Below are 19,426 nucleotides of genomic sequence, written 5' to 3'. Positions count from 1 at the left end.
GCTCATGGCAGGACGCAAAGCTCTTATCTCGAAAGACGACCTCGAGCGCATGGCGACGACAGTTGCCGCGCATGGCGTCGTCTTGAAGGGTCGCGTCGATGCACTGGGCAATTTCGATTTCACTATGACCCGGCCAGCGGAAGGGGTGGCTTCCTGCAATGACGACCTAGACGATCGCCTAGATGATTGGGCCGCGTCGTGATTAGGAAGCCGCCCTATGTGACGAGCTTTCCCGACCGACACGGCAAGGTTCGATATCGCTTCCGCCGCAAGGGCTATCCCGCGCACTATTTCAAAGCACCTTTTGGCACGAAGGCATTCGAGCGCGAATATGCCGCCTGCCTGGAGCAAGAGACGCTGCAAGTGGGTGTCGGTCGGATCAAGCCCGGAAGCGTTTCCGATGCCATTGCGCGCTACTATTCGGACACCGCCTTTCAAGACCTTCGACCCGCAACGCAAGGCGTCTATCGGGGCGTCCTAGAGCGGTTCCGTGCTCGCTTCGGCGACGATGCAATACGAGTCTTCGACGCTCAGCGCATCCAGCGCGTAATGAATGGAATGCGGCACAAGCCACATGCGGCTGCACGCCTAAGGAAGTTGCTCACTCAGCTCTTTATCATAGCGCGGCGCGAGCGGCTGGTGCCTGGGACATTCGACCCCGTAAAAGACACTCGTGCACCAAAGACCGATAGCGAGGGCTATCATCGCTGGACGGAAGCTGAGCTTACCCAGTTCGAGAATAAGCATCCTGTAGGCACAAAATCACGGCTTGCCTTCGCCTTGCTGCTGTATGGTGCTCAGCGAAGCGGAGACGTGCGATTCCTGAGCCGGAAGGGAATTGCCGATGGCCGCATCCGACTTCGCCAAAGCAAGACGGCTAACGCCGTGGACGTGCCTATCGTTAAGCCATTGCGCGAGGCGCTGGACGCGGGACCGCTAGGCGAAACGCTGGTGCTAGAGAATAAAGGCGGCGGTGCGTTCACTGCCAAGGGCTTCTACAATCTCGTGAAGCGCGCCTGCATCGCCGCCGACCTACCACACTGTTCAGCGCATGGATTGCGGAAGGCCGCGGCACGACGCCTCAGGATGGCGGGCTGTAGCGATGAAGAAGGAATGGCGATCACCGGCCATAAGACTGTTCGCGAGTATCGCCGATACGCCGGGGACGATGGAAATGCCGAGCGCGCTGATAGCGCGATGGAGAAGGCATACGGGAGTGAAGTGTCTAACCCCGTCGAAAAGTTAGACAGCTAAGAGGGCTAACCCATAGGGAGTATTGGGAAAATGACTAAGAAGTGGATGCCCCACGTGGATTCGAACCACGATTGACGGATTCAGAGTCCGTAGTCTTACCATTAGACGATGGGGCAATCGCGGCGGCCGGCGGTGAGCCGGTGCGAGTGCGTGGCCGCGGCAATTAGGGGCGCGCACGCGGCCTGTCAACATGCCGATGAGGCCAAGCGATTGTGCTCCATTGCACTTTTCGCCCGATTGGCGCTAGAAAGGGGACAGGTCAGCCGCGCGCGATATTTGGATGCGCGGTGTCGTATTGAAAGTAGTTTAATATTATGGCGCAGGATGCCGCCAAACCGTCTCCCCCGCGCCGCGATGCGCGGTCCCGAGGCTCCCCCCCACGTCCCGCGCGCCGCGCGGCCAACGCCAGCTATGGCGCGCTCGATCTCGGCACCAACAATTGTCGCTTGCTCATCGCGCGGCCCGACGAGCGCGAGGGCTTTACCGTCATTGACGCCTTCAGTCGGATCGTGCGGCTGGGCGAGGGGCTGTCCGCCAGCGGGCGGTTGAGCCAGGAATCGATGGACCGGGCAGTGAGCGCATTGTCGGTCTGTTCGCAAAAGCTGCGTCGCCGCAACGTCACGCTGTCGCGGTCGGTCGCGACCGAGGCATGTCGCCGCGCCGCGAACGGACGTCATTTCGTCGAACGGGTAAAGCGCGAGACGGGCATCTGTCTCGACATCATCGCGCCGCAGGAAGAAGCGCGGCTGGCGGTGCTGGGCTGTCACAAGCTGTTGGGGCCGGGCAAGGGTCCGGCGGTGATCTTCGACATTGGCGGCGGATCGACCGAACTGGTTCTGGTCGAGCCGCAGGACGACCTGCCCAAGATCCGCGCCTGGTGGTCGGCGCCGTGGGGCGTTGTCAGCCTGACCGACAGCGAGGGGCGCGAGAATCTGGAAGGGCCCGATCGGGTCGCAGCCTACGAGCGCATGCGGCGGCGCGCGCGCGAGGGGTTCGCGCGGTTCGCCGAATGGCTTCCGAAGGATCGCGACGACATCCGTTTGCTCGGCACCAGCGGTACCGTCACGACGTTGGCGAGCGTCTATCTGGAATTGCCCGCCTACGACCGGCGGGCGGTCGACGGGTTGCACGTTCCCGTATCCTCGATGCGCGACATCACCCAGCACATCGCGCAGGCCGATTTTTCGGGCCGTGCGGCACTGCCCTGCATTGGGTCGGAGCGTGCCGACCTGGTGGTGGCGGGATGCGCGATCCTCGAGGCGATCCTCGATATCTGGCCCGCGGTGAAGCTGGGCATTGCCGATCGCGGGATCCGCGAGGGCATCTTGCGCAGCCTGATGGCGCGCGACGGCTATTCGCTATGAGCAGGGGACGCGGACGCGGTGGCGGCAAGGAGCGGGTGCGGACCGCGCGGCGGCGTACGGCGGGATCGACCCGCTGGTTGCAGCGGCAGCTCGACGATCCTTACGTCAAAAAGGCGAAGGCCGACGGCTATCGCAGCCGCGCCGCCTACAAGCTGATCGAACTCGACGAACGGTTCGCGCTGCTGAAGGGCGTGAAGAACGTGATCGATCTCGGCCATGCACCGGGCGGCTGGACACAGGTGGTGCGCCAGCAGGTGCCGCACGCGAAGGTCGTGGGGATCGATATCCTGCCGACCGACCCGATCGAGGGTGCCGTGCTGCTGGAGATGGATTTCATGGACGATGCAGCGCCCGACCGGTTGAAGGACGAACTGGGCGGACCGGCCGACCTGGTGCTGTCCGACATGGCGGCCAACACGATCGGGCACAAGCAGACCGACCATCTGCGGACGATGGGGCTGGTCGAAGCGGGGCTGGACTTCGCGCTCGACGTCCTGCGTCCCGGCGGAGCGTTCGTGGCGAAAGTGCTGGCGGGTGGTGCCGACAAGGCGCTGGTCGACCTGCTCAACAAGAACTTCGACAGCGTGAAGCATGCCAAGCCGCCGGCCAGCCGCAAGGGGTCGAGCGAGTGGTATGTGGTGGCGAAAGGGTTCCGCGGACCGTCCGTCGACGCCGAGGCTTAGGCCTCGTCGCGAGCCTTGGCGATGGCGGCCTTGTAGGCGTCGTAGCCTTCGGCCGACGGAATGATCGTGTCGCCGATGACGAAGGTGGGGGTTCCGCTGGCGCCCAGCGCATTGGCGAGTTCGAAATTCTGGTTGAGTTCGGCCTCGATCGCGGGATCGGATAGGCCTTCGCGCGTCAGACCGACGGCGGCGAGCGCTTCGTCGATGCTCTCCTCGCCGGGGCGACCGGCCGCGTACATGGCATCATGGAACGCCTTGAACTTGCCCGCCTTGCTGGCAGCAAGCGAGGCGCGGGCAGCGACGACGCTGTTCTCGCCCAGCACGGGAAGTTCGCGATAGACGACGCGAAGGCCGGGATCCTCGGAGACCAGTCGTTCGATCTCAGGCTTCGCCTGGCGGCAGTAACCGCAGGCGTAATCGAAAAACTCGACCATAACGACATCGGCATCCTCGGCCGACGCGCCGATCGCGCTGGAGGCGAAGGCGGTCTCGAGGGCGTCGCGGTTGCCATCGAGAACGGGGCGCATCTCCGCAAGGCGAAGCGCGTCGCTGGCCTCGATCAGGATTTCGGGATTTTCGACGAGGCTCTGGCGCACGAGCCGTTCGCCCATGAGCGAGGGCGCGGCGGTGATGATGACGGCTGCGGTAAGGCCGGCGCCGACGATACCGCCGCCGAGGCCGGCAAGAAGGGTCGATTTGTTCATCGGTCGGTTTCGATGCCTGCTCGTTTCAGTTCATGTTCGCTGGTCAGGGCGATGTCCTGCGCGCGAATCCAATCGGGTCCCTGTTGCTCGATCCCGCCCATTGCGCGGCGCGCGGACGCCAGCGCGAGTTTGTGTTGGCCGAGGATCTGGAAGCGTTCGGCGGACGCGAGCGCGGCACGCGCATCGTCCCCGTTGCGATCGTAGATGACACCGAGGTTGTACCAGGCGAAGCCGTTGGTGCGGTCGCGCGCCACCGCGCCGCGCAATACCTGCTCGGCCTCGGGGAGGAGTTCGCGGTCTTCCAGCGAGACGAGCGCGTGGCCGAGCGTGGTGGCAATGAGCGGCTGGTCAGGGGCGCGTTCGACGGCGCGACGCAGCGGTCCGAGCGCATCGGCGGCCGCGCCGTTCTCCAGCAGGATCTGACCATGCAGTTCGAGCAGGAAGGGATCGTCGGGCCGGGCTTCGAGAAGCGCGCTGGTTTCCACCGCCGCCTCGTCGGGATAGCCGCCCTGATGATAGGCGTAGGCCCGCGCGGTGCGGCCCGCGATGCTGGTGTCGCCATGCGGATAGTCGCGAAGCGCACGCTGCGGGTCGAGATAGCCGATGAGCTTGGCCTTCACGCGCTGGAACCGGGCGTCGAGCTCGGGATCGGGGGGCCGGTCCCACGCCTGATCGTCCTCGAGCGCCTCGCGCAGGACCTGGATGCGTTCGCGGGTCAGCGGATGCGTGCGCGCGTAGCTGTCTTCCTGCGGAATATTGAGGCGATACTCCTGATTCTGGAGCTTCTTGAAGAATTCGATATAGCCCTGACCGGACACGCCCGCGTCCATGAGATAGCGTGCGCCCGCCTGGTCGGCGGAGCTTTCCTGCGTGCGGCTGAAGGCGAGAAAGCGGCTCATCGCGACCTGCTGACCCAGCGCGATCGCGCCGAGGCCGGCTTCACCGTTGCCCGCCGCGACGGCCAGCCCGCCGAGGATCAGCGAGACGATCGAGACGGCGGTCGCGTCCTGGACCCCGCCCTTGGCACGAAGGATATGTCCGCCCTCGACATGGCCGAGTTCGTGCGCGAGCACTGCCTGCAACTGACCGACATGGTCGGCTTCCATGATCAGTCCGGAGTGAACGTAGACGCGCTGGCCGCCCGCGACGAAGGCGTTGATCGACGGATCGTCGAGCAACACGAATTCGACATTGCCGGGACGCATGCCCGCCGCCTCGACCAGCGGGTCGGACGCGGCGTTGAACATCGCCTCGGTCTCGGCGTCGCGAAGGAAGGTCTGAGCCGCAGCAGGGCGGGCGAGAAGCGAAAGGCTGAGGAACAGCATCGCCAGCACGGTGGCGATCGGTCGGGAAGCGCGCGTCATGCCGGGTGGCGTGCCCGTCGGGGCATGAACGGGTGCTGAAAGACGCCGCGAACCGAAGTCCGCGGCGTCCGATCAGACTCAGCCAAAGGTCCGCTGCCACCAACCGCGGCGGGGCGCTTCGTCCTTGGCGGGTTCGCTGTTCGTCGTGTCGGAAGCGTCCGATGCGGACTTGGCGCTCCTCGAGGGACTCTTGGCTTTCGAGGAGTCGTCGGCCGGAGGGGGAGCGGCTTCCGGTTCGTTCCCGGCCGCCTTGGTGGCGCTGCCGAGTGCGGGCTCCTTGGGGCCCTTCGACGATTTCGGCTTCGTCTTGGGCTTGGGAGCGTCCTCGACCTTCTTGGCGCGCGGACGCCGAGGCTTTGGCGCGGGCTTGGCATCGTCGCCGTCGTCGGTCGCCGTGTCCGTGTCGGCGTCTGGTTTCTTGGCGCGGCTCCGCTTCGGCTTGGGCTTGTCGGCCGAGACATCCGTATCCTCGTCCTTCGCCTTGGCGCGCGGACGCCGACGGGTCATGGGCTTTTCGTCGCTGTCGCCCTCGTCCTTTCCGTCGCTGCCACGATCATCGTCGCCTTTGGCCGACGCCTCGTCGTCCGCCTTTCGACGACGGCGCGCGCGTTTCGGTTTCTCGTCGCGATCATCGTCGGCATCCTTGCCGCGTTTGCGATCGTCGGATCCGGAATCGTCGGTGTCGTCCGAAGCATCGGAATCGCCATCGCCCTGTTGATCGCGCTGTTCGCCGCGACCGCGCCCGCCGCGACGTCGACCGCGGCCTCCTCGGCGACGACGGCGACGCTTGGGACGATCATCACCGTCCCCGTCGCCATCCTCTTCCTCGGCGTCGGAGCGGTCGTCCTTCTGAACGTCCTCGTCTTCGTCGTCCTCGTCCATCTCGTCGTCGAGATCTTCGTCCTCGTCGCGGGGGGAGGGGGTGTCGACGATCGGCTTGTTCTCGAAGCGACGATCGGGTTTGGGGCCTTTGGATTCGACGCGCATCTTCGCGCCTTCATATTCCTCGTCGATCTCGACCTCGACCGTCACGCCGTAGCGTTCCTCGACCTCCGCCAGTTCGGCGCGCTTCTTGTTCAAGAGGAAGATGGCCGTGTCGCGACCGGCGCACAGGATGATCGTCGATCCCTTGCCGCGCGCGGCTTCGTCCTCGATCATGCGCAGCGCGCTGAGACCCGAACTGGATGCGGTGCGCATCAGGCCGGTGCCGTCGCAATGTGGGCAGCTGTGCGTCGATGCTTCGAGCACGCCGGTGCGCAGGCGCTGGCGGCTCATTTCCAGAAGGCCGAACGACGAGATGCGCCCGACCTGGATCCGCGCGCGATCGTTCTTGAGCGCATCCTTCATCGCTTTCTCGACTTTGCGCACATGGCCGTTCTGTTCCATGTCGATGAAGTCGATGACGATGAGGCCGGCCATGTCGCGAAGACGCAGCTGACGGGCGATTTCCTTGGCCGCTTCCAGGTTGGTCTGGAAGGCCGTGTTCTCGATGTTGTGCTCCTTGGTGGAGCGACCCGAGTTGATGTCGATCGACACCAGTGCTTCGGTCGGGTTGATGACCAGATATCCGCCCGATTTGAGCTGCACGAGCGGCTGGTACATGCCTGTCAGGCTGTCCTCGATCCCGTAGCGCTGGAAGATGGGCGTGGGGTCCTCGTAATTCTTCACCCGTCGCACGTGGCTGGGCATCAGAAGCTTCATGAAGCGGCGAGCGGCCTTGTAGCCGTCCTCGCCTTCCACCAGCACCTCGTCGATTTCGCGACTATAAAGGTCGCGGATCGCGCGCTTGACGAGGTCGCTGTCGCGATAGACGAGCGCGGGCGCGGCCGATTTCAGCGTCTTTTCGCGGATTTCGTCCCACAGGCGCGCGAGATAGTCGAAGTCGCGCTTGATCTCGGTCTTGGTGCGCGACAGCCCCGCGGTCCGCACGATCAGACCCATGCTGCTGGGCAGCTTCAGGTCGGACATGATCTGCTTCAACCGCTTGCGGTCCGCGCCGTTCGAGATCTTGCGGCTGATGCCTCCACCGTGCGTGGTATTGGGCATGAGGACGCAATAGCGGCCCGCAAGGCTCAGATAGGTGGTGAGCGCGGCGCCCTTGTTGCCGCGTTCTTCCTTCACGACTTGGACGAGCAGCACCTGACGGCGCTGGATGACGTCCTGGATCTTGTACCGACGGCGCAGGGCGCGGCGCTTATTGCGGACCTGTTCGACCGCGGTCTCGTCGACGGGCGAGGCGTCGGAGGCGAGGCCTTCTTCCTCGACATCGGGCTCTTCGCCGACATCGTCGTCCTCGTCCTCGCGCAGCCGCTGTTCCTCCGCCGCATGCTCGGCCTCTTCGGCAAGCAGGGAGTCGCGATCTTCCTTCGGGATCTGGTAATAGTCGGGGTGAATTTCCGAAAAGGCGAGGAAGCCGTGCCGGTTGCCGCCATAATCGACGAACGCGGCCTGCAACGAGGGTTCGACCCTCGTGACCTTGGCTAGATAGATATTCCCCTTGAGCTGCTTGTGCTCGGCACTTTCGAAATCAAATTCCTGGATTCGGTTTCCATCGGCTACGGCGACCCGGGTTTCTTCCGGGTGGCGCGCATCGATGAGCATGCGCGTGGACATTGGACGTTCTCCGGCCACCGGGCGGCGTCGCTACGCATCGCGGTGGCATTGAAAAAGCGCCCGGGACCGTGCGGTCGGCGGGCGCAGATGTGTGAAAAATTGCTGCTGCGTGCATGAGCGACGCGCCGCGCGGCCGGTGGGCAATCGCGCTGAGGGCTGTCGTCGGGCTCATGTAGCGTCAACCTCGTTGGGTTCGGGTCGGGCCGGAATGGCCGTTCCTCGTTCCCGAAACAGCGCCCGTGTGGAGCCGTTGCAGGAAACCGAGGCGTAGCATCCATGCCAAACAGTGACAATAAGCATCGCCATGCTTTTCCGCGTCATGCTAAACCCGCGTTCATGCCGCGCCGTTTCGTTTTCCTTCTCGCCGTTGCGCTCGTCGTCGTGGCGGGGCTGTTGTGGTGGCTGTCCACCGCGACGGAGACGCCGGGCGATGATCGGACGGAAGCATCGTCGGCCGTCATCGGCGAAGCGCGGCGCGGGGGTCTGCGCGTCGACTTGCAGGTGCCGCTCGACGACATAACGATCCACGAGGCGCGTTCGCCCGATGCGCCGCTCGTGCTTATCGATCCGGGACATGGTGGGCGCGACGGGGGTGCGCAGGGCGTGGGCGGGGCGAGCGAGAAAGCGCTGACGCTGGCACTGGCGCGCGAGGTCCAGGCCATTCTGGAGGAACGCGGGCGCGTTCGCAGCGCGCTGACCCGCGAGGGCGATACGACGTTGAGCCTCGATCAGCGCGCCGACCTGACGCGGCGGCTTTCGCCCGACCTGTTCCTGTCGATCCATATGGATGCTGCGCCCAATGCGGGGGCGACGGGGGTGACCGTCTATTCGCTGGCCGACATCGCATCCACGACCGAGGCGGCCGAACTTGCCGCCGCGGAGGCGGAGCGCGTCGGCCGCGTGCTGTCCGATGCCAACGCGCCGGTCGAATTCCTGCTGACCGACCTGGCACTACGCGACCAGATGGCGATGAGCGCGGCCTTCGCTCGCGCCATCCTGCGGCGGGCGGGGGAGGGGAGCGGCGTGCCGCTGCGTCCCACGCCGCACCAGTTCGCCAATTTCTACGTGCTTCGTTTCGGGCAGGTGCCCGGCGTTCTGGTCGAGGCTGGTTATCTTTCGAACCGCGAGGACGAGGCTCGCCTTCGCAGCAAGGAAGGCCGCGCACCGCTGGCCGAGGCGCTGGCCTCGGCGATCGAAGCGGACCTTGCCCGCCGTTCGTCCTGATCCATATCGACCAAACGGTTCATTGTGCGGTCAAACTGCGCGCGCTAGAACGTCGCCGATGTTTCGCCAACCCGACTTTGCCGCGCTCGCCGACCGGCTCCCGAACCTCGTGCCGTTCAACAATGCGGTGCACAGCCGTCTGGACCCGTGGCGCGAGAAGCGCTGGGTGCGATGGGCCGTCATCGCGATGTTCGCGGGATTTGCAGTGCTGATCGCGTTGTTCGTGGTGGCGGCGGCCAATACGATGAGCCGTGAGGAAATCCTTGCCTATCGCCCCGATCTGCCGACCATCGTTCGCGGTTACGACGGCGAGCCGATCGGCACCTATGCCCGGCAGCGGCGCGTCGAACTGTCCTACGACGATTATCCCGACCAAGTAGTCGAGGCGTTCATTTCGGCCGAGGACAAGACGTTCTTCCAGCATGGCGGGATCGATTATCCGGGCCTGGTAGCGGCGATCGGCGAATTCACGGTAAAGACGGTAACGGGCGGCGGGCGATCGCGCGGGTCGTCCACCATCACCCAGCAAGTCGCCAAAAACCTGTCGGGCGATGACGATTATTCGATCCTGCGCAAGATTCGCGAGGCGGTGCTCGCCTTTCGGATCGAAGACACGCTGACCAAGGAAGAGATCCTCGCACTCTATCTCAACGAGATCTTTCTCGGGCGGAACGCCTATGGCGTGCAGGCGGCCAGCCGCGCCTATTTCGACAAGGACGTCGCCGATCTGGACCTGCACGAGGTTTCCTACCTTGCCGCAATCCCCAAGGGCCCGAGCAACTATCATCCCGTTCGCCACAAGGCACGCGCGACCGCGCGGCGCAATTACGTGCTCAACCAGATGGCGGCGAACGACTATATCTCCGAGGGCGAGCGTGCACGTGCCGCTGGGGTCGAGTTGAGCGCGATCCCACAAGGATCCAGCCAGGCGTTCGTGGAACGCGGCGGCTATTTCCTGGAGGAAGTGCGCCGCGACCTGCTGGAGCGGTTCGGCGAGGACGCCGAGGACAGCGAGAACGGAATCTATTCGGGCGGCCTGTGGGTGCGGACCTCGATGAAACCGGTGATGCAGGACGCCGCGGCCGAGGCGTTGCGCGAAGCGCTGGCCCGGTTCGACGGGCCGCGCGGCTGGCGCGACCTCGGGCTGACGGTGGACATGGACCAGGACTGGGAAAGCCAGTTGCGCATCGCGCAGGTCGGCACCGGGTTCGGGGACTGGAAAAAGGCCGTGGTGCTCGAGAAGGGCGGGTCGAGCGCGACGATCGGGTTCGTGGGCGGCGAGACCGCCACCATTTCGCGCGGAGAGGCCAACATGCCGGTGCGCGGCGGCGGCGGCATCGCCTTCGACCAGTTCGCGCCGGGCATGATCATCACCGTCAAGGAAGAGGGCAACAACCGGTACGCGCTGCGGTCGATCCCGTTGGTCGGCGGCGCCTTCGTCGCGCAGGAAGTGGACACCGGCCGCGTCCTGGCGATGCAGGGCGGGTTCGACGTCAGCGGGTCCAGCTTCAACCGTGCCACGCAGGCGCAGCGCCAGCCTGGTTCGTCGTTCAAGCCGATCGTCTACCTGACCGCACTGGAAAACGGCTACACCCCCGCTTCGACCATCGTCGACGGGCCGTTCTGCGTCTGGCAGGGCGCGAACCTGGGCGAGAAGTGTTTCCGCAATTTCGACGGCCGTTATTCGGGGCCCAAGACGATGCGCTGGGGGGTCGAGCAGTCGCGCAACCTGATGACCGTCCGCGTCGCCAGCGACACGGGCATCGGCAAGGTCGTCGCCAACGCGAAGAAACTCGGCCTCGGCGAGCCCGAACCGTTCCTCTCTACCGCGCTCGGTGCGAGCGAAGTGACGGTCCTGGGCCTGACCAATGCCTATTCGATCATGGCCAATCACGGGCGCGAGCTTCGTCCCAGCCTGATCGACTATGTCCAGAACCGCGAAGGCGAAGTGATCTATCGCGAGGACAATCGCGGTGAGGCGATGGAAGGCCTGAACGCGGCCGACTGGGACGGCGGGCCGATGCCGCGTCCGCCGCGGCGCGGGCGCCAGCTGGTCGATCCGATGGCCGCCTACCAGATGGTGCATATCCTTGAAGGCGTGGTGACTCGCGGGACGGCGCAGAGCCTTGCAAGTCTCGATCGCCCGTTGTTCGGCAAGACCGGGACCACCACCGGGCCGACCAACGTCTGGTTCGTCGGCGGAACCCCCGACGTCGTGACCGGAACCTATATCGGTTATGACGACAACCGCGAAATGGGCGGAAGCTGGGTGCAGGGCGGTTCGATCGCCGGACCGGTATTCCGCATGTTCGCGGAAAAGGCGCTCGCAGATGCGCCCAAGACCCCGTTCGTTGCGCCCGAGGGCATCCGTATGGTTCGTATTGATCGTCGTTCGGGCGAGCGCGTCTACGGTGCCTTCCCGACCGAAGAGGTCAAGAACAGCGCGGTTATATGGGAAGCGTTCCAGCCGCAGACCGAGCCGCGTCGTTCGTTCCGCGCGCGACGTCCGCAGCAGGAAGAAGACGAAGCACCGGCGCCCGCCCCCCGTCCGCGGGTCGTTCGCCAGGCCCCCGAACCCGCCGCACCGCCGCCCCCCGACGAGAGCGATTTCTTGCAAAGGGAGGGCGGGATTTACTAGGGCTGCATCCCAGCACCCCATTCCAGGAATTTCCCATGCGCGCCGAAGCGCAAGCCCACGCCGACCAGATCAACGCCGCTACCGAACTCCTTCGTCGATTCATCGACTGGGACAAGGCACAGAAGCGTCTCGACGAACTGAACGCCGCCGCCGAGGACCCTGACCTGTGGGCGGACCCCAAAAAGGCGCAGGAGCTGATGCGTGAGCGCACGCGCCTCGACGGCGCGATCGGCGCGACGCGGCGGATCGAAACCGAACTCAGCGACACGCTCGAACTGATCGAGATGGCGGAGGCCGAGGGCGACGATGGCATGGTGAGCGAGGCGCTGACCTCTCTCGGACAACTTGCCGAGCGGGCCGAGAAGGACAAGGTCGAGGCGCTGCTCGCAGGCGAAGCCGACGGCAACAATGCCTATGTCGAAGTCAATGCGGGCGCTGGCGGGACCGAGAGTCAGGATTGGGCCGAGATGCTCCAGCGCATGTACACCCGCTGGGCCGAGCGGCGCGGCATGAAGGTCGAACTGGTCGATCACCATGCCGGCGAACAGGCGGGGATCAAGTCCGCGACGCTGCTTCTCAAGGGCGAGAATGCCTATGGCTACGCCAAGACGGAAAGCGGCGTGCATCGGCTGGTGCGCATCAGTCCCTACGACAGCAGCGCGCGGCGCCACACGAGTTTCTCCAGCGTCTGGGTCTATCCCGAGGTCGACGACGACATCGACATCGAGATCGTGGAAAGCGATCTGCGCATCGATACCTATCGCGCGTCGGGTGCGGGCGGGCAGCATATCAATACGACCGACAGCGCGGTGCGGATCACGCACGTCCCCACCAACATCGTCGTCGCATCGCAGTCGCAGCGCTCGCAGCACAAGAACAAGGCCGAGGCGATGAAGCAGCTGAAGGCGCGCCTGTACGAAGCCGAGTTGCAGCGCCGCGAGGAAGAGGCGAACGCGGCCAACGCGACCAAGACGGACATCGGATGGGGGCATCAGATCCGCAGCTACGTTCTCCAGCCGTATCAGCAGGTGAAGGATCTTCGTACCGGTGTCGTGTCGACCGCGCCGGGCGACGTTCTCGACGGCGATCTCGACAAGTTCATGGCCGCAGCGCTGTCGCAGCGCGTCACGGGCGAGACGGTCGAGGTCGAGGATGACGACGATGCCTAGAGCGATCGCGGCGATGCTGCCGCTACTCGCGCTCGTCGCCTGCGACCGCGGACCGCGAGTGGACGAGGACGGGTTTCCGACGCTGAACCGTCCCGTCGCCTCGATCGTGTCGGATCGCTTTTCGACCGAAGATGCACGCGACCGGATGGGCGAGGCGGAACAGGTCATGGAGCTGGCCGGCATCGAGGAAGGCATGAACGTCGCCGACATCGGTGCGGGCGAGGGATATTATACCGTCCGGCTGAGCCCGCGCGTCGGAGCGTCGGGAAGGGTCGTCGCGCAGGATATCCAGCCTTCGGTGCGCGACGCGCTAGCCCAGCGGGTTCAGCGCGAGGGGCTAGCGAACGTGCTGGTCGGATTGGGCGAGGGCGACGATCCGCGCTTGCCGCGCAAGAGTTTCGACCGCATCTTCCTCGTCCACATGTATCACGAAGTGACCGAGCCCTATCAGTTCCTCTGGAACCTTCGCCAATCGCTGAACGACGACGGGCTGATCGTGGTGGTGGACGCGGACCGTCCGGTGAAGCGGCACGGGATGCCGCCCGACTTGCTCGACTGCGAATTCGGAGCGCTCGGCCTGTCACGGGTCGACATGACGCAGCTCGAAGGCGGCAACGCCTATTTCGCGACTTTCCGGATCGACGGCGACCTGCCCGAACCTCGCTCGATCGAGCCGTGTAACTGATGCGCGCATATCTCGATCTCATGCAACGGGTGCTCGACGACGGGGCCGAGCAGGACGACCGCACGGGGGTCGGGACGCTGAGTGTTTTCGGAGCGCAGATGCGGTTCGACCTCGGCGCAGGCTTTCCGCTCCTGACGACCAAGAAACTTCATCTTCGTTCGATCATCGTCGAGCTGCTGTGGTTCCTGAACGGGGACACCAATGTCCGCTGGCTGCAGGATCGCAAGGTCAGCATCTGGGACGAATGGGCCGACGAGAACGGCGACCTCGGCCCTGTCTATGGCAAGCAATGGCGACGCTGGGAAACACCCGTCGGCGGTGCGATCGACCAGATCGAGGGGCTGGTCGAGCAGATCCGCCAGAACCCGGCGAGCCGCCGCCAGATCGTCAGCGCATGGAACCCGGGGGAGTTGTCGCAGATGGCGCTGGCTCCGTGCCATTGCCTGTTCCAGACGCACGTGGCGAACGGGAAGTTGAGCCTGCAGCTCTATCAACGCAGCGCCGACCTGTTCCTCGGTGTCCCGTTCAACATCGCCAGTTACGCGCTGCTGACGCACATCCTGGCACGCGAGACCGGGCTGGAGGTGGGCGACTTCGTGTGGACGGGGGGGGACGTGCATCTCTACTCCAATCATCTCGACCAGGCGCGCGAACAGCTGACGCGCGAACCGCGCGACCTGCCACGGCTACGGATCGAGGACCGTGGGCAGGGCCTGTTCGATTACGAGCCCGCCGACTTCTCGTTCGAAGGCTACGACCCGCATCCGCACATCAAGGCGCCGGTCGCGGTCTGACGTCATTTTATCGCGCCGCGGAAACCAATTACGCCACCGTATCGTTCTTCGCGCATCAAAAAGGAGAATGAGTGATGTTTCGCAAGATGATGTTGGCCGCGCTTCTCGGCGGTGCGTTCGCGATTTCGGGCTGCAACACCGTGAAGGGTGTCGGCGAAGATATTTCCTCGGCCGGCGAGTGCGGCGAGGACGTGCTGGACGGGCGCGACTGCTAGTCTCGCTTTCCCGTTCGTTCGGGAGCGGAAAGGGCTTGCCTTCGCGGCGAGGCCTTTTTCGTTTCGGGTTCAGCTTGGCGCAAGGCGGTTCCCCGCAGCGTCGCGATCACAAGTTTCACCGAGTAGCGAGGAAGCAATGAAACGAACGATCGCGAGACTTTCGGCTCTTACCGTCGCCGCGCTGGCCCTGGCCGCCTGCAACGCGGTGCAGGGGCTGGGCGAGGACATCAAGTCGGCCGGCGAGTGCGGTGAAGAGGTCATCAACGGACAGGATTGCTAGTCCGTCCGCCAAGTCGGAACGAAGAAAGGGCCCCGGAGATCGTCTCTCCGGGGCCCTTTTCTATTTTGCCGGCGAAGTCGGGACTGAAGCCCTTACTCTTCCTCGCCGCTCGTGTCGGCGTCTGCTTCGGCACCGGCTTCGGCTTCGGCGTCGGCATCGGTCGGGGCATCGGCGTAATCGCCTGCGGCCGCGTCCGAACCGTCGCCCGAAGGCGTGACCTCGGCGAGCGGATCCTCGGTGGCCTCGGCAACGACCTCCGGATTGGCGTCACGCTCGGCCGCTTCGGCCTTCCGCAGTTCCTCGGCTTCCGCCGCCGCAGCAATGCTGTCGGCCAGCTTCTTCTGCTGAGCACGCAGCGCCACATCGCGCGAATTGGCGGCGATGCGGACGCGGTTCATGCCCGCGCCAGTACCGGCGGGGATGAGACGACCCACGATGACGTTCTCCTTGAGCCCGTTCAGCGTGTCGACCTTGCCCTGCACCGAGGCTTCGGTGAGAACGCGGGTCGTTTCCTGGAACGAAGCCGCCGAGATGAAGCTGCGGGTCTGCAGCGACGCCTTGGTGATTCCGAGAAGGATCGGCTTGCCCTGCGCCTTCTTCTTGCGCGGGGGCAGCTTGGCATTGGCTTCGTCCATCTCGTCGCGATCGACCTGTTCGCCAACCAGTAGCGTAGTGTCGCCGCTCTCGGTGATCTCGACCTTCTGCAGCATCTGGCGAACGATCACCTCGATGTGCTTGTCGTTGATCTTCACGCCCTGAAGTCGATAGACTTCCTGGATCTCGTTGACGAGATATTCGGACAGCGCTTCGACGCCCATCACCTCGAGGATGTCGTGCGGATCGGGCGACCCGGCGACGAGATTGTCGCCCTTCTTGACGTAATCGCCTTCCTGGACGTCGATCACCTTGGTCTTGGGGATCAGATACTCGACCGTATCCCCTTCCTCCGGAACGATGGCGACCTTGCGCTTCGCCTTATAGTCGCGGACGAAGGTGAACTTGCCCGAGATCTTGGCAATGACCGAATTGTCCTTGGGCTTGCGCGCCTCGAACAGTTCGGCGACGCGCGGCAGACCACCGGTGATGTCGCGGGTCTTGGCGGCTTCCCGCGGCAGACGCGCGATGACCGTGCCGGCCTCGACGCTCGCACCGTCCTCGACCGCGATGATCGCGCCCGTCACGAGACGGTAGACGCCCGCTTCTTCGTCCTTGTCGCCCGTCATGGTCAGACGCGGACGAAGATCCTCCTTCTTCGACTTGCCCTGATCCTCGGTGATGACGCGCTGCGAAATGCCGGTGCTTTCGTCGGTCTGCTCCTCGAGGGTGCGCTGATCGATGATGTCCTGGTACTTCACCTTGCCGCCATGCTCGGTGATGACCGGGCTGAACGAGGGATCCCATTCGGCGAGCTTGTCTCCACGTTCGACCGTGTGGCCGTTGTCGTAGATCAGCGTCGCGCCGTACGGAATCTTGTGGGTCGACAGTTCGCGCCCGTCGATGTCGAGGATGGCGATTTCGCCACCGCGCGACAGCGACAGGGTGCGGCCCTTCGTATCGACGATCGTCGGCATGTCGCGATACTCGATCTTGCCGTCGACCGGCGCTTCGAGGTTCGACTGCTCGTTGAGCTGCGCCGCGCCGCCGATGTGGAAGGTCCGCATCGTCAGCTGGGTGCCGGGCTCACCGATCGACTGGGCGGCAATGACGCCGACCGCTTCGCCGATGTTCACCGGCGTACCGCGAGCGAGATCGCGCCCGTAGCACTTGCCGCAGACGCCCTGCTTGCTTTCGCACAGCAGCGGCGAACGGATCTTGAGCGCCTGCACGCCCAGGTCCTCGATCTGGCGCGCCAGCGCCTCGTCGATGAGCGTGCCGGACTTGATCGCGACCTTGTCGGTCTCGGAATCGACGATGTCTTCGCCCGTGGTGCGGCCAAGGACGCGTTCGGACAGCGACGCGATGACGCTGCCGCCCTGCACGATGGCGCGCATTTCAAGGACGTTGTCGGTCTTGCAGTCGAGATCGACGATCGTGCAATCCTGCGACACGTCGACGAGACGACGCGTGAGATAGCCCGAGTTGGCGGTCTTCAACGCCGTGTCCGCGAGACCCTTGCGGGCACCGTGGGTCGAGTTGAAATATTCGAGGACGGTCAGGCCTTCCTTGAAGTTCGAGATGATCGGGGTCTCGATGATCTCGCCCGACGGCTTGGCCATCAGTCCGCGCATCCCGGCGAGCTGCTTGATCTGCGCGGGGCTACCACGCGCGCCCGAATGGGCCATCATGTAGATCGAGTTGACGTCGCTGGTACGACCGTCCTCGTTCTTCTTCACCGCCTGGATTTCGTCCATCATGGCGCTCGCGACCTGGTCGCCGCAACGGCTCCAGGCATCGATGACCTTGTTGTACTTTTCCTGCTGGGTGATCAGGCCGTCCTGATACTGCTGCTCGTAATCGGCGACCATCGCGCGCGTGTCGTCGACGAGCTTCTCCTTGGCGTCGGGGATGATCATGTCATCCATCCCGAAGCTGATCCCCGCCTTGAAAGCGTTCTGGAAGCCCAGCGTCATGATCTGGTCGGCGAAGATGACCGTCGCCTTCTGACCGGTGTGACGATAGACGGTGTCGATGACGTCGCCGATTTCCTTCTTGGTGAGAAGGCGGTTGACGGTCTCGAACGGGACCTTGTGGCTGGCGGGCAGTTTTTCGCCCAGCAGCATCCGGCCCGGCGTGGTTTCCACGCGGACCATCTCGGTCTCGCCCTTTTCGTTGGTCTGCGGAATGCGCGCCGTGATCTTGGTGTGGAGCGTCACCGCGCCGACGTTCAGTGCCTGGTGCACTTCGGTCATGTCGGTGAAGATCGACCCTTCGCCGGGCTCGCCCTCTTTCTCCATCGTGATGTAGTAGAGACCGAGGATCATGTCCTGCGACGGCACGATGATCGGCTTGCCGTTGGCGGGCGAGAGGATGTTGTTGGTCGACATCATCAGCACGCGCGCTTCCAGCTGCGCCTCGAGGCTCAGCGGGACATGGACGGCCATCTGGTCACCGTCGAAGTCGGCGTTGAAGGCGGCACAGACCAGCGGGTGAAGCTGGATCGCCTTGCCCTCGATCAAGACCGGTTCGAACGCCTGGATGCCGAGACGGTGAAGCGTCGGCGCGCGGTTCAAGAGCACGGGATGTTCGCGGATCACCTCGTCGAGGATGTCCCAGACTTCCTTGCGCTCCTTTTCCACCCACTTCTTGGCCTGCTTCAGCGTCATGCTGAGGCCCTTGGCGTCGAGGCGCGAGTAGATGAACGGCTTGAAGAGCTCGAGCGCCATCTTCTTGGGCAGGCCGCACTGGTGCAGCTTGAGTTCCGGCCCGGTCACGATGACCGAACGGCCCGAATAGTCGACGCGCTTGCCGAGCAGGTTCTGACGGAAGCGGCCCTGCTTGCCCTTGAGCATGTCGGACAGCGACTTCAGCGGGCGCTTGTTGGCACCCGTGATCGTACGACCGCGGCGACCGTTGTCGAACAAGGCGTCGACCGATTCCTGCAGCATGCGCTTTTCGTTCCGCACGATGATGTCGGGCGCGCGGAGCTCCATGAGGCGCTTCAGGCGGTTGTTGCGGTTGATGACGCGGCGATAGAGATCGTTGAGATCGGACGTCGCGAAGCGGCCGCCGTCCAGCGGAACGAGCGGGCGAAGGTCGGGCGGAATGACCGGCACGACGTCGAGGATCATCCATTCGGGGCGGTTCCCGCTCTCGATGAAGCTCTCGACGATCTTCATGCGCTTGATGATCTTCTTGGGCTTGAGCGTCGACTTGGTCTCGGCCAGCTCGGTCTTGAGATCCTCGAGTTCCTGCTCGAGATCGAGGTCCATCATCATTTGCTTGACCGCCTCGGCACCGATCCCGGCGCTGAAGGCGTCCTCGCCATATTCGTCCTGCGCTTCGAGCAGTTCGTCCTCGGTCAGCAGCTGGAACTTCTCCAGCGGCGTCAGGCCCGGTTCGATGACGACATAGGACTCGAAATACAGCACGCGCTCGAGCTGCTTGAGCTGCATGTCCATCAGGAGGCCGATGCGCGAGGGCAGCGACTTCAGGTACCAGATGTGAGCGACCGGCGCGGCCAATTCGATATGGCCCATGCGCTCGCGGCGAACCTTCGAGACGGTGACCTCGACGCCGCACTTCTCGCAAACGATGCCCTTGTATTTCATGCGCTTGTACTTGCCGCACAGGCATTCGTAATCCTTGATCGGACCGAAGATGCGCGCGCAGAACAGGCCGTCACGCTCGGGCTTGAACGTGCGGTAGTTGATCGTCTCGGGCTTCTTGATCTCGCCGAAGCTCCACGAGCGGATGCGGTCGGGCGAGGCAATGCCGATCTTGATGGTGTCGAACGTTTCCGGCTTGGCGGCCGGGTTCGCGAAGTTGGTCAGTTCGTTCAT

General features: G+C 64.4%; 15 protein-coding genes and 1 tRNA gene. 11 read left to right on the top strand and 5 right to left on the bottom strand.

The genetic code is table 11. The features are described from left to right. Positions 1-4 precede the first annotated feature (4 nt). Positions 5-202 carry a hypothetical protein gene (locus WJT74_RS07670; protein ID WP_343343374.1) on the top strand — a complete coding sequence of 66 codons (198 nt, stop codon included), beginning with the start codon at positions 5-7 and terminating at the stop codon, positions 200-202. Between the two features lie 17 nt (positions 203-219). After that, complete coding sequence (locus WJT74_RS07665) at positions 220-1,254, top strand: tyrosine-type recombinase/integrase (RefSeq protein WP_343343372.1); 1,035 nt, start codon at positions 220-222, stop codon at positions 1,252-1,254. A gap of 42 nt (positions 1,255-1,296) precedes the next feature. Here WJT74_RS07665 and WJT74_RS07660 read toward each other — a convergent pair. Then, a tRNA-Gln gene (locus tag WJT74_RS07660) sits at positions 1,297-1,370 on the bottom strand. Between the two features lie 198 nt (positions 1,371-1,568). Between WJT74_RS07660 and WJT74_RS07655 the strand changes: the two genes are divergently transcribed. Then, positions 1,569-2,618: a Ppx/GppA phosphatase family protein gene (locus WJT74_RS07655; protein ID WP_343343370.1), complete on the top strand. Its 1,050-nt coding sequence runs from the start codon at positions 1,569-1,571 to the stop codon at positions 2,616-2,618. Next, a complete protein-coding gene (locus WJT74_RS07650) occupies positions 2,615-3,301 on the top strand; it encodes an RlmE family RNA methyltransferase (protein WP_343343368.1) in 687 nt (228 codons plus the stop codon). The genes WJT74_RS07655 and WJT74_RS07650 overlap by 4 nt, the downstream gene beginning before the upstream one ends. Here WJT74_RS07650 and WJT74_RS07645 read toward each other — a convergent pair. The 3 genes from WJT74_RS07645 to WJT74_RS07635 form a co-directional block, all read right to left on the bottom strand. Beyond that, a complete protein-coding gene (locus WJT74_RS07645) occupies positions 3,298-4,005 on the bottom strand; it encodes a DsbA family protein (protein WP_343343366.1) in 708 nt (235 codons plus the stop codon). The genes WJT74_RS07650 and WJT74_RS07645 overlap by 4 nt on opposite strands. After that, a complete protein-coding gene (locus WJT74_RS07640; protein WP_343343364.1) occupies positions 4,002-5,369 on the bottom strand; it encodes a M48 family metalloprotease in 1,368 nt (455 codons plus the stop codon). Before WJT74_RS07640 ends, WJT74_RS07645 begins: the two co-directional genes overlap by 4 nt. A gap of 78 nt (positions 5,370-5,447) precedes the next feature. Next, positions 5,448-7,982 (bottom strand): Rne/Rng family ribonuclease, encoded by a 2,535-nt coding sequence (locus tag WJT74_RS07635; RefSeq protein ID WP_343343362.1) that lies wholly within the window; start codon positions 7,980-7,982, stop codon positions 5,448-5,450. A 336-nt stretch (positions 7,983-8,318) separates the two neighbouring features. Between WJT74_RS07635 and WJT74_RS07630 the strand changes: the two genes are divergently transcribed. From WJT74_RS07630 to WJT74_RS07600, 7 genes are all read left to right on the top strand, one after another. Beyond that, positions 8,319-9,206: an N-acetylmuramoyl-L-alanine amidase family protein gene (locus tag WJT74_RS07630; protein ID WP_343343360.1), complete on the top strand. Its 888-nt coding sequence runs from the start codon at positions 8,319-8,321 to the stop codon at positions 9,204-9,206. 58 nt (positions 9,207-9,264) lie between these two features. Further along, positions 9,265-11,844, top strand: a complete 2,580-nt coding sequence (locus WJT74_RS07625; RefSeq protein WP_343343358.1) for a penicillin-binding protein 1A — start codon at positions 9,265-9,267, stop codon at positions 11,842-11,844. Between the two features lie 35 nt (positions 11,845-11,879). Next, positions 11,880-13,013, top strand: coding sequence for a peptide chain release factor 2 (prfB, locus tag WJT74_RS07620; protein WP_343343356.1), 1,134 nt, complete (start codon positions 11,880-11,882; stop codon positions 13,011-13,013). Further along, positions 13,006-13,698: a class I SAM-dependent methyltransferase gene (locus WJT74_RS07615; RefSeq protein WP_343343354.1), complete on the top strand. Its 693-nt coding sequence runs from the start codon at positions 13,006-13,008 to the stop codon at positions 13,696-13,698. Before prfB ends, WJT74_RS07615 begins: the two co-directional genes overlap by 8 nt. Further along, positions 13,698-14,492, top strand: a complete 795-nt coding sequence (locus WJT74_RS07610) for a thymidylate synthase (RefSeq protein WP_343343352.1) — start codon at positions 13,698-13,700, stop codon at positions 14,490-14,492. Before WJT74_RS07615 ends, WJT74_RS07610 begins: the two co-directional genes overlap by 1 nt. 74 nt (positions 14,493-14,566) lie before the next feature. Continuing rightward, entirely contained in the window at positions 14,567-14,707 is a 141-nt protein-coding gene (locus tag WJT74_RS07605) for an entericidin A/B family lipoprotein (RefSeq protein ID WP_343343351.1), read from the top strand. 136 nt (positions 14,708-14,843) lie between these two features. Continuing rightward, positions 14,844-14,987 carry a hypothetical protein gene (locus tag WJT74_RS07600; RefSeq protein WP_343343349.1) on the top strand — a complete coding sequence of 48 codons (144 nt, stop codon included), beginning with the start codon at positions 14,844-14,846 and terminating at the stop codon, positions 14,985-14,987. 92 nt (positions 14,988-15,079) lie between these two features. Here the strand turns inward: WJT74_RS07600 and rpoC are convergent, their stop codons facing one another. Next, on the bottom strand, positions 15,080-19,426 hold the full coding sequence (gene rpoC / locus WJT74_RS07595; protein ID WP_343343347.1) for a DNA-directed RNA polymerase subunit beta': 4,347 nt from the start codon (positions 19,424-19,426) through the stop codon (positions 15,080-15,082).

This window comes from Sphingomicrobium sp. XHP0239 (assembly GCF_039555325.1).
Taxonomy (GTDB): Bacteria; Pseudomonadota; Alphaproteobacteria; order Sphingomonadales; family Sphingomonadaceae; genus Sphingomicrobium; species Sphingomicrobium maritimum.
The sequence above is the reverse complement of the archived record's forward strand: the minus strand, read 5'-3'. Positions and strand labels throughout refer to the sequence as shown.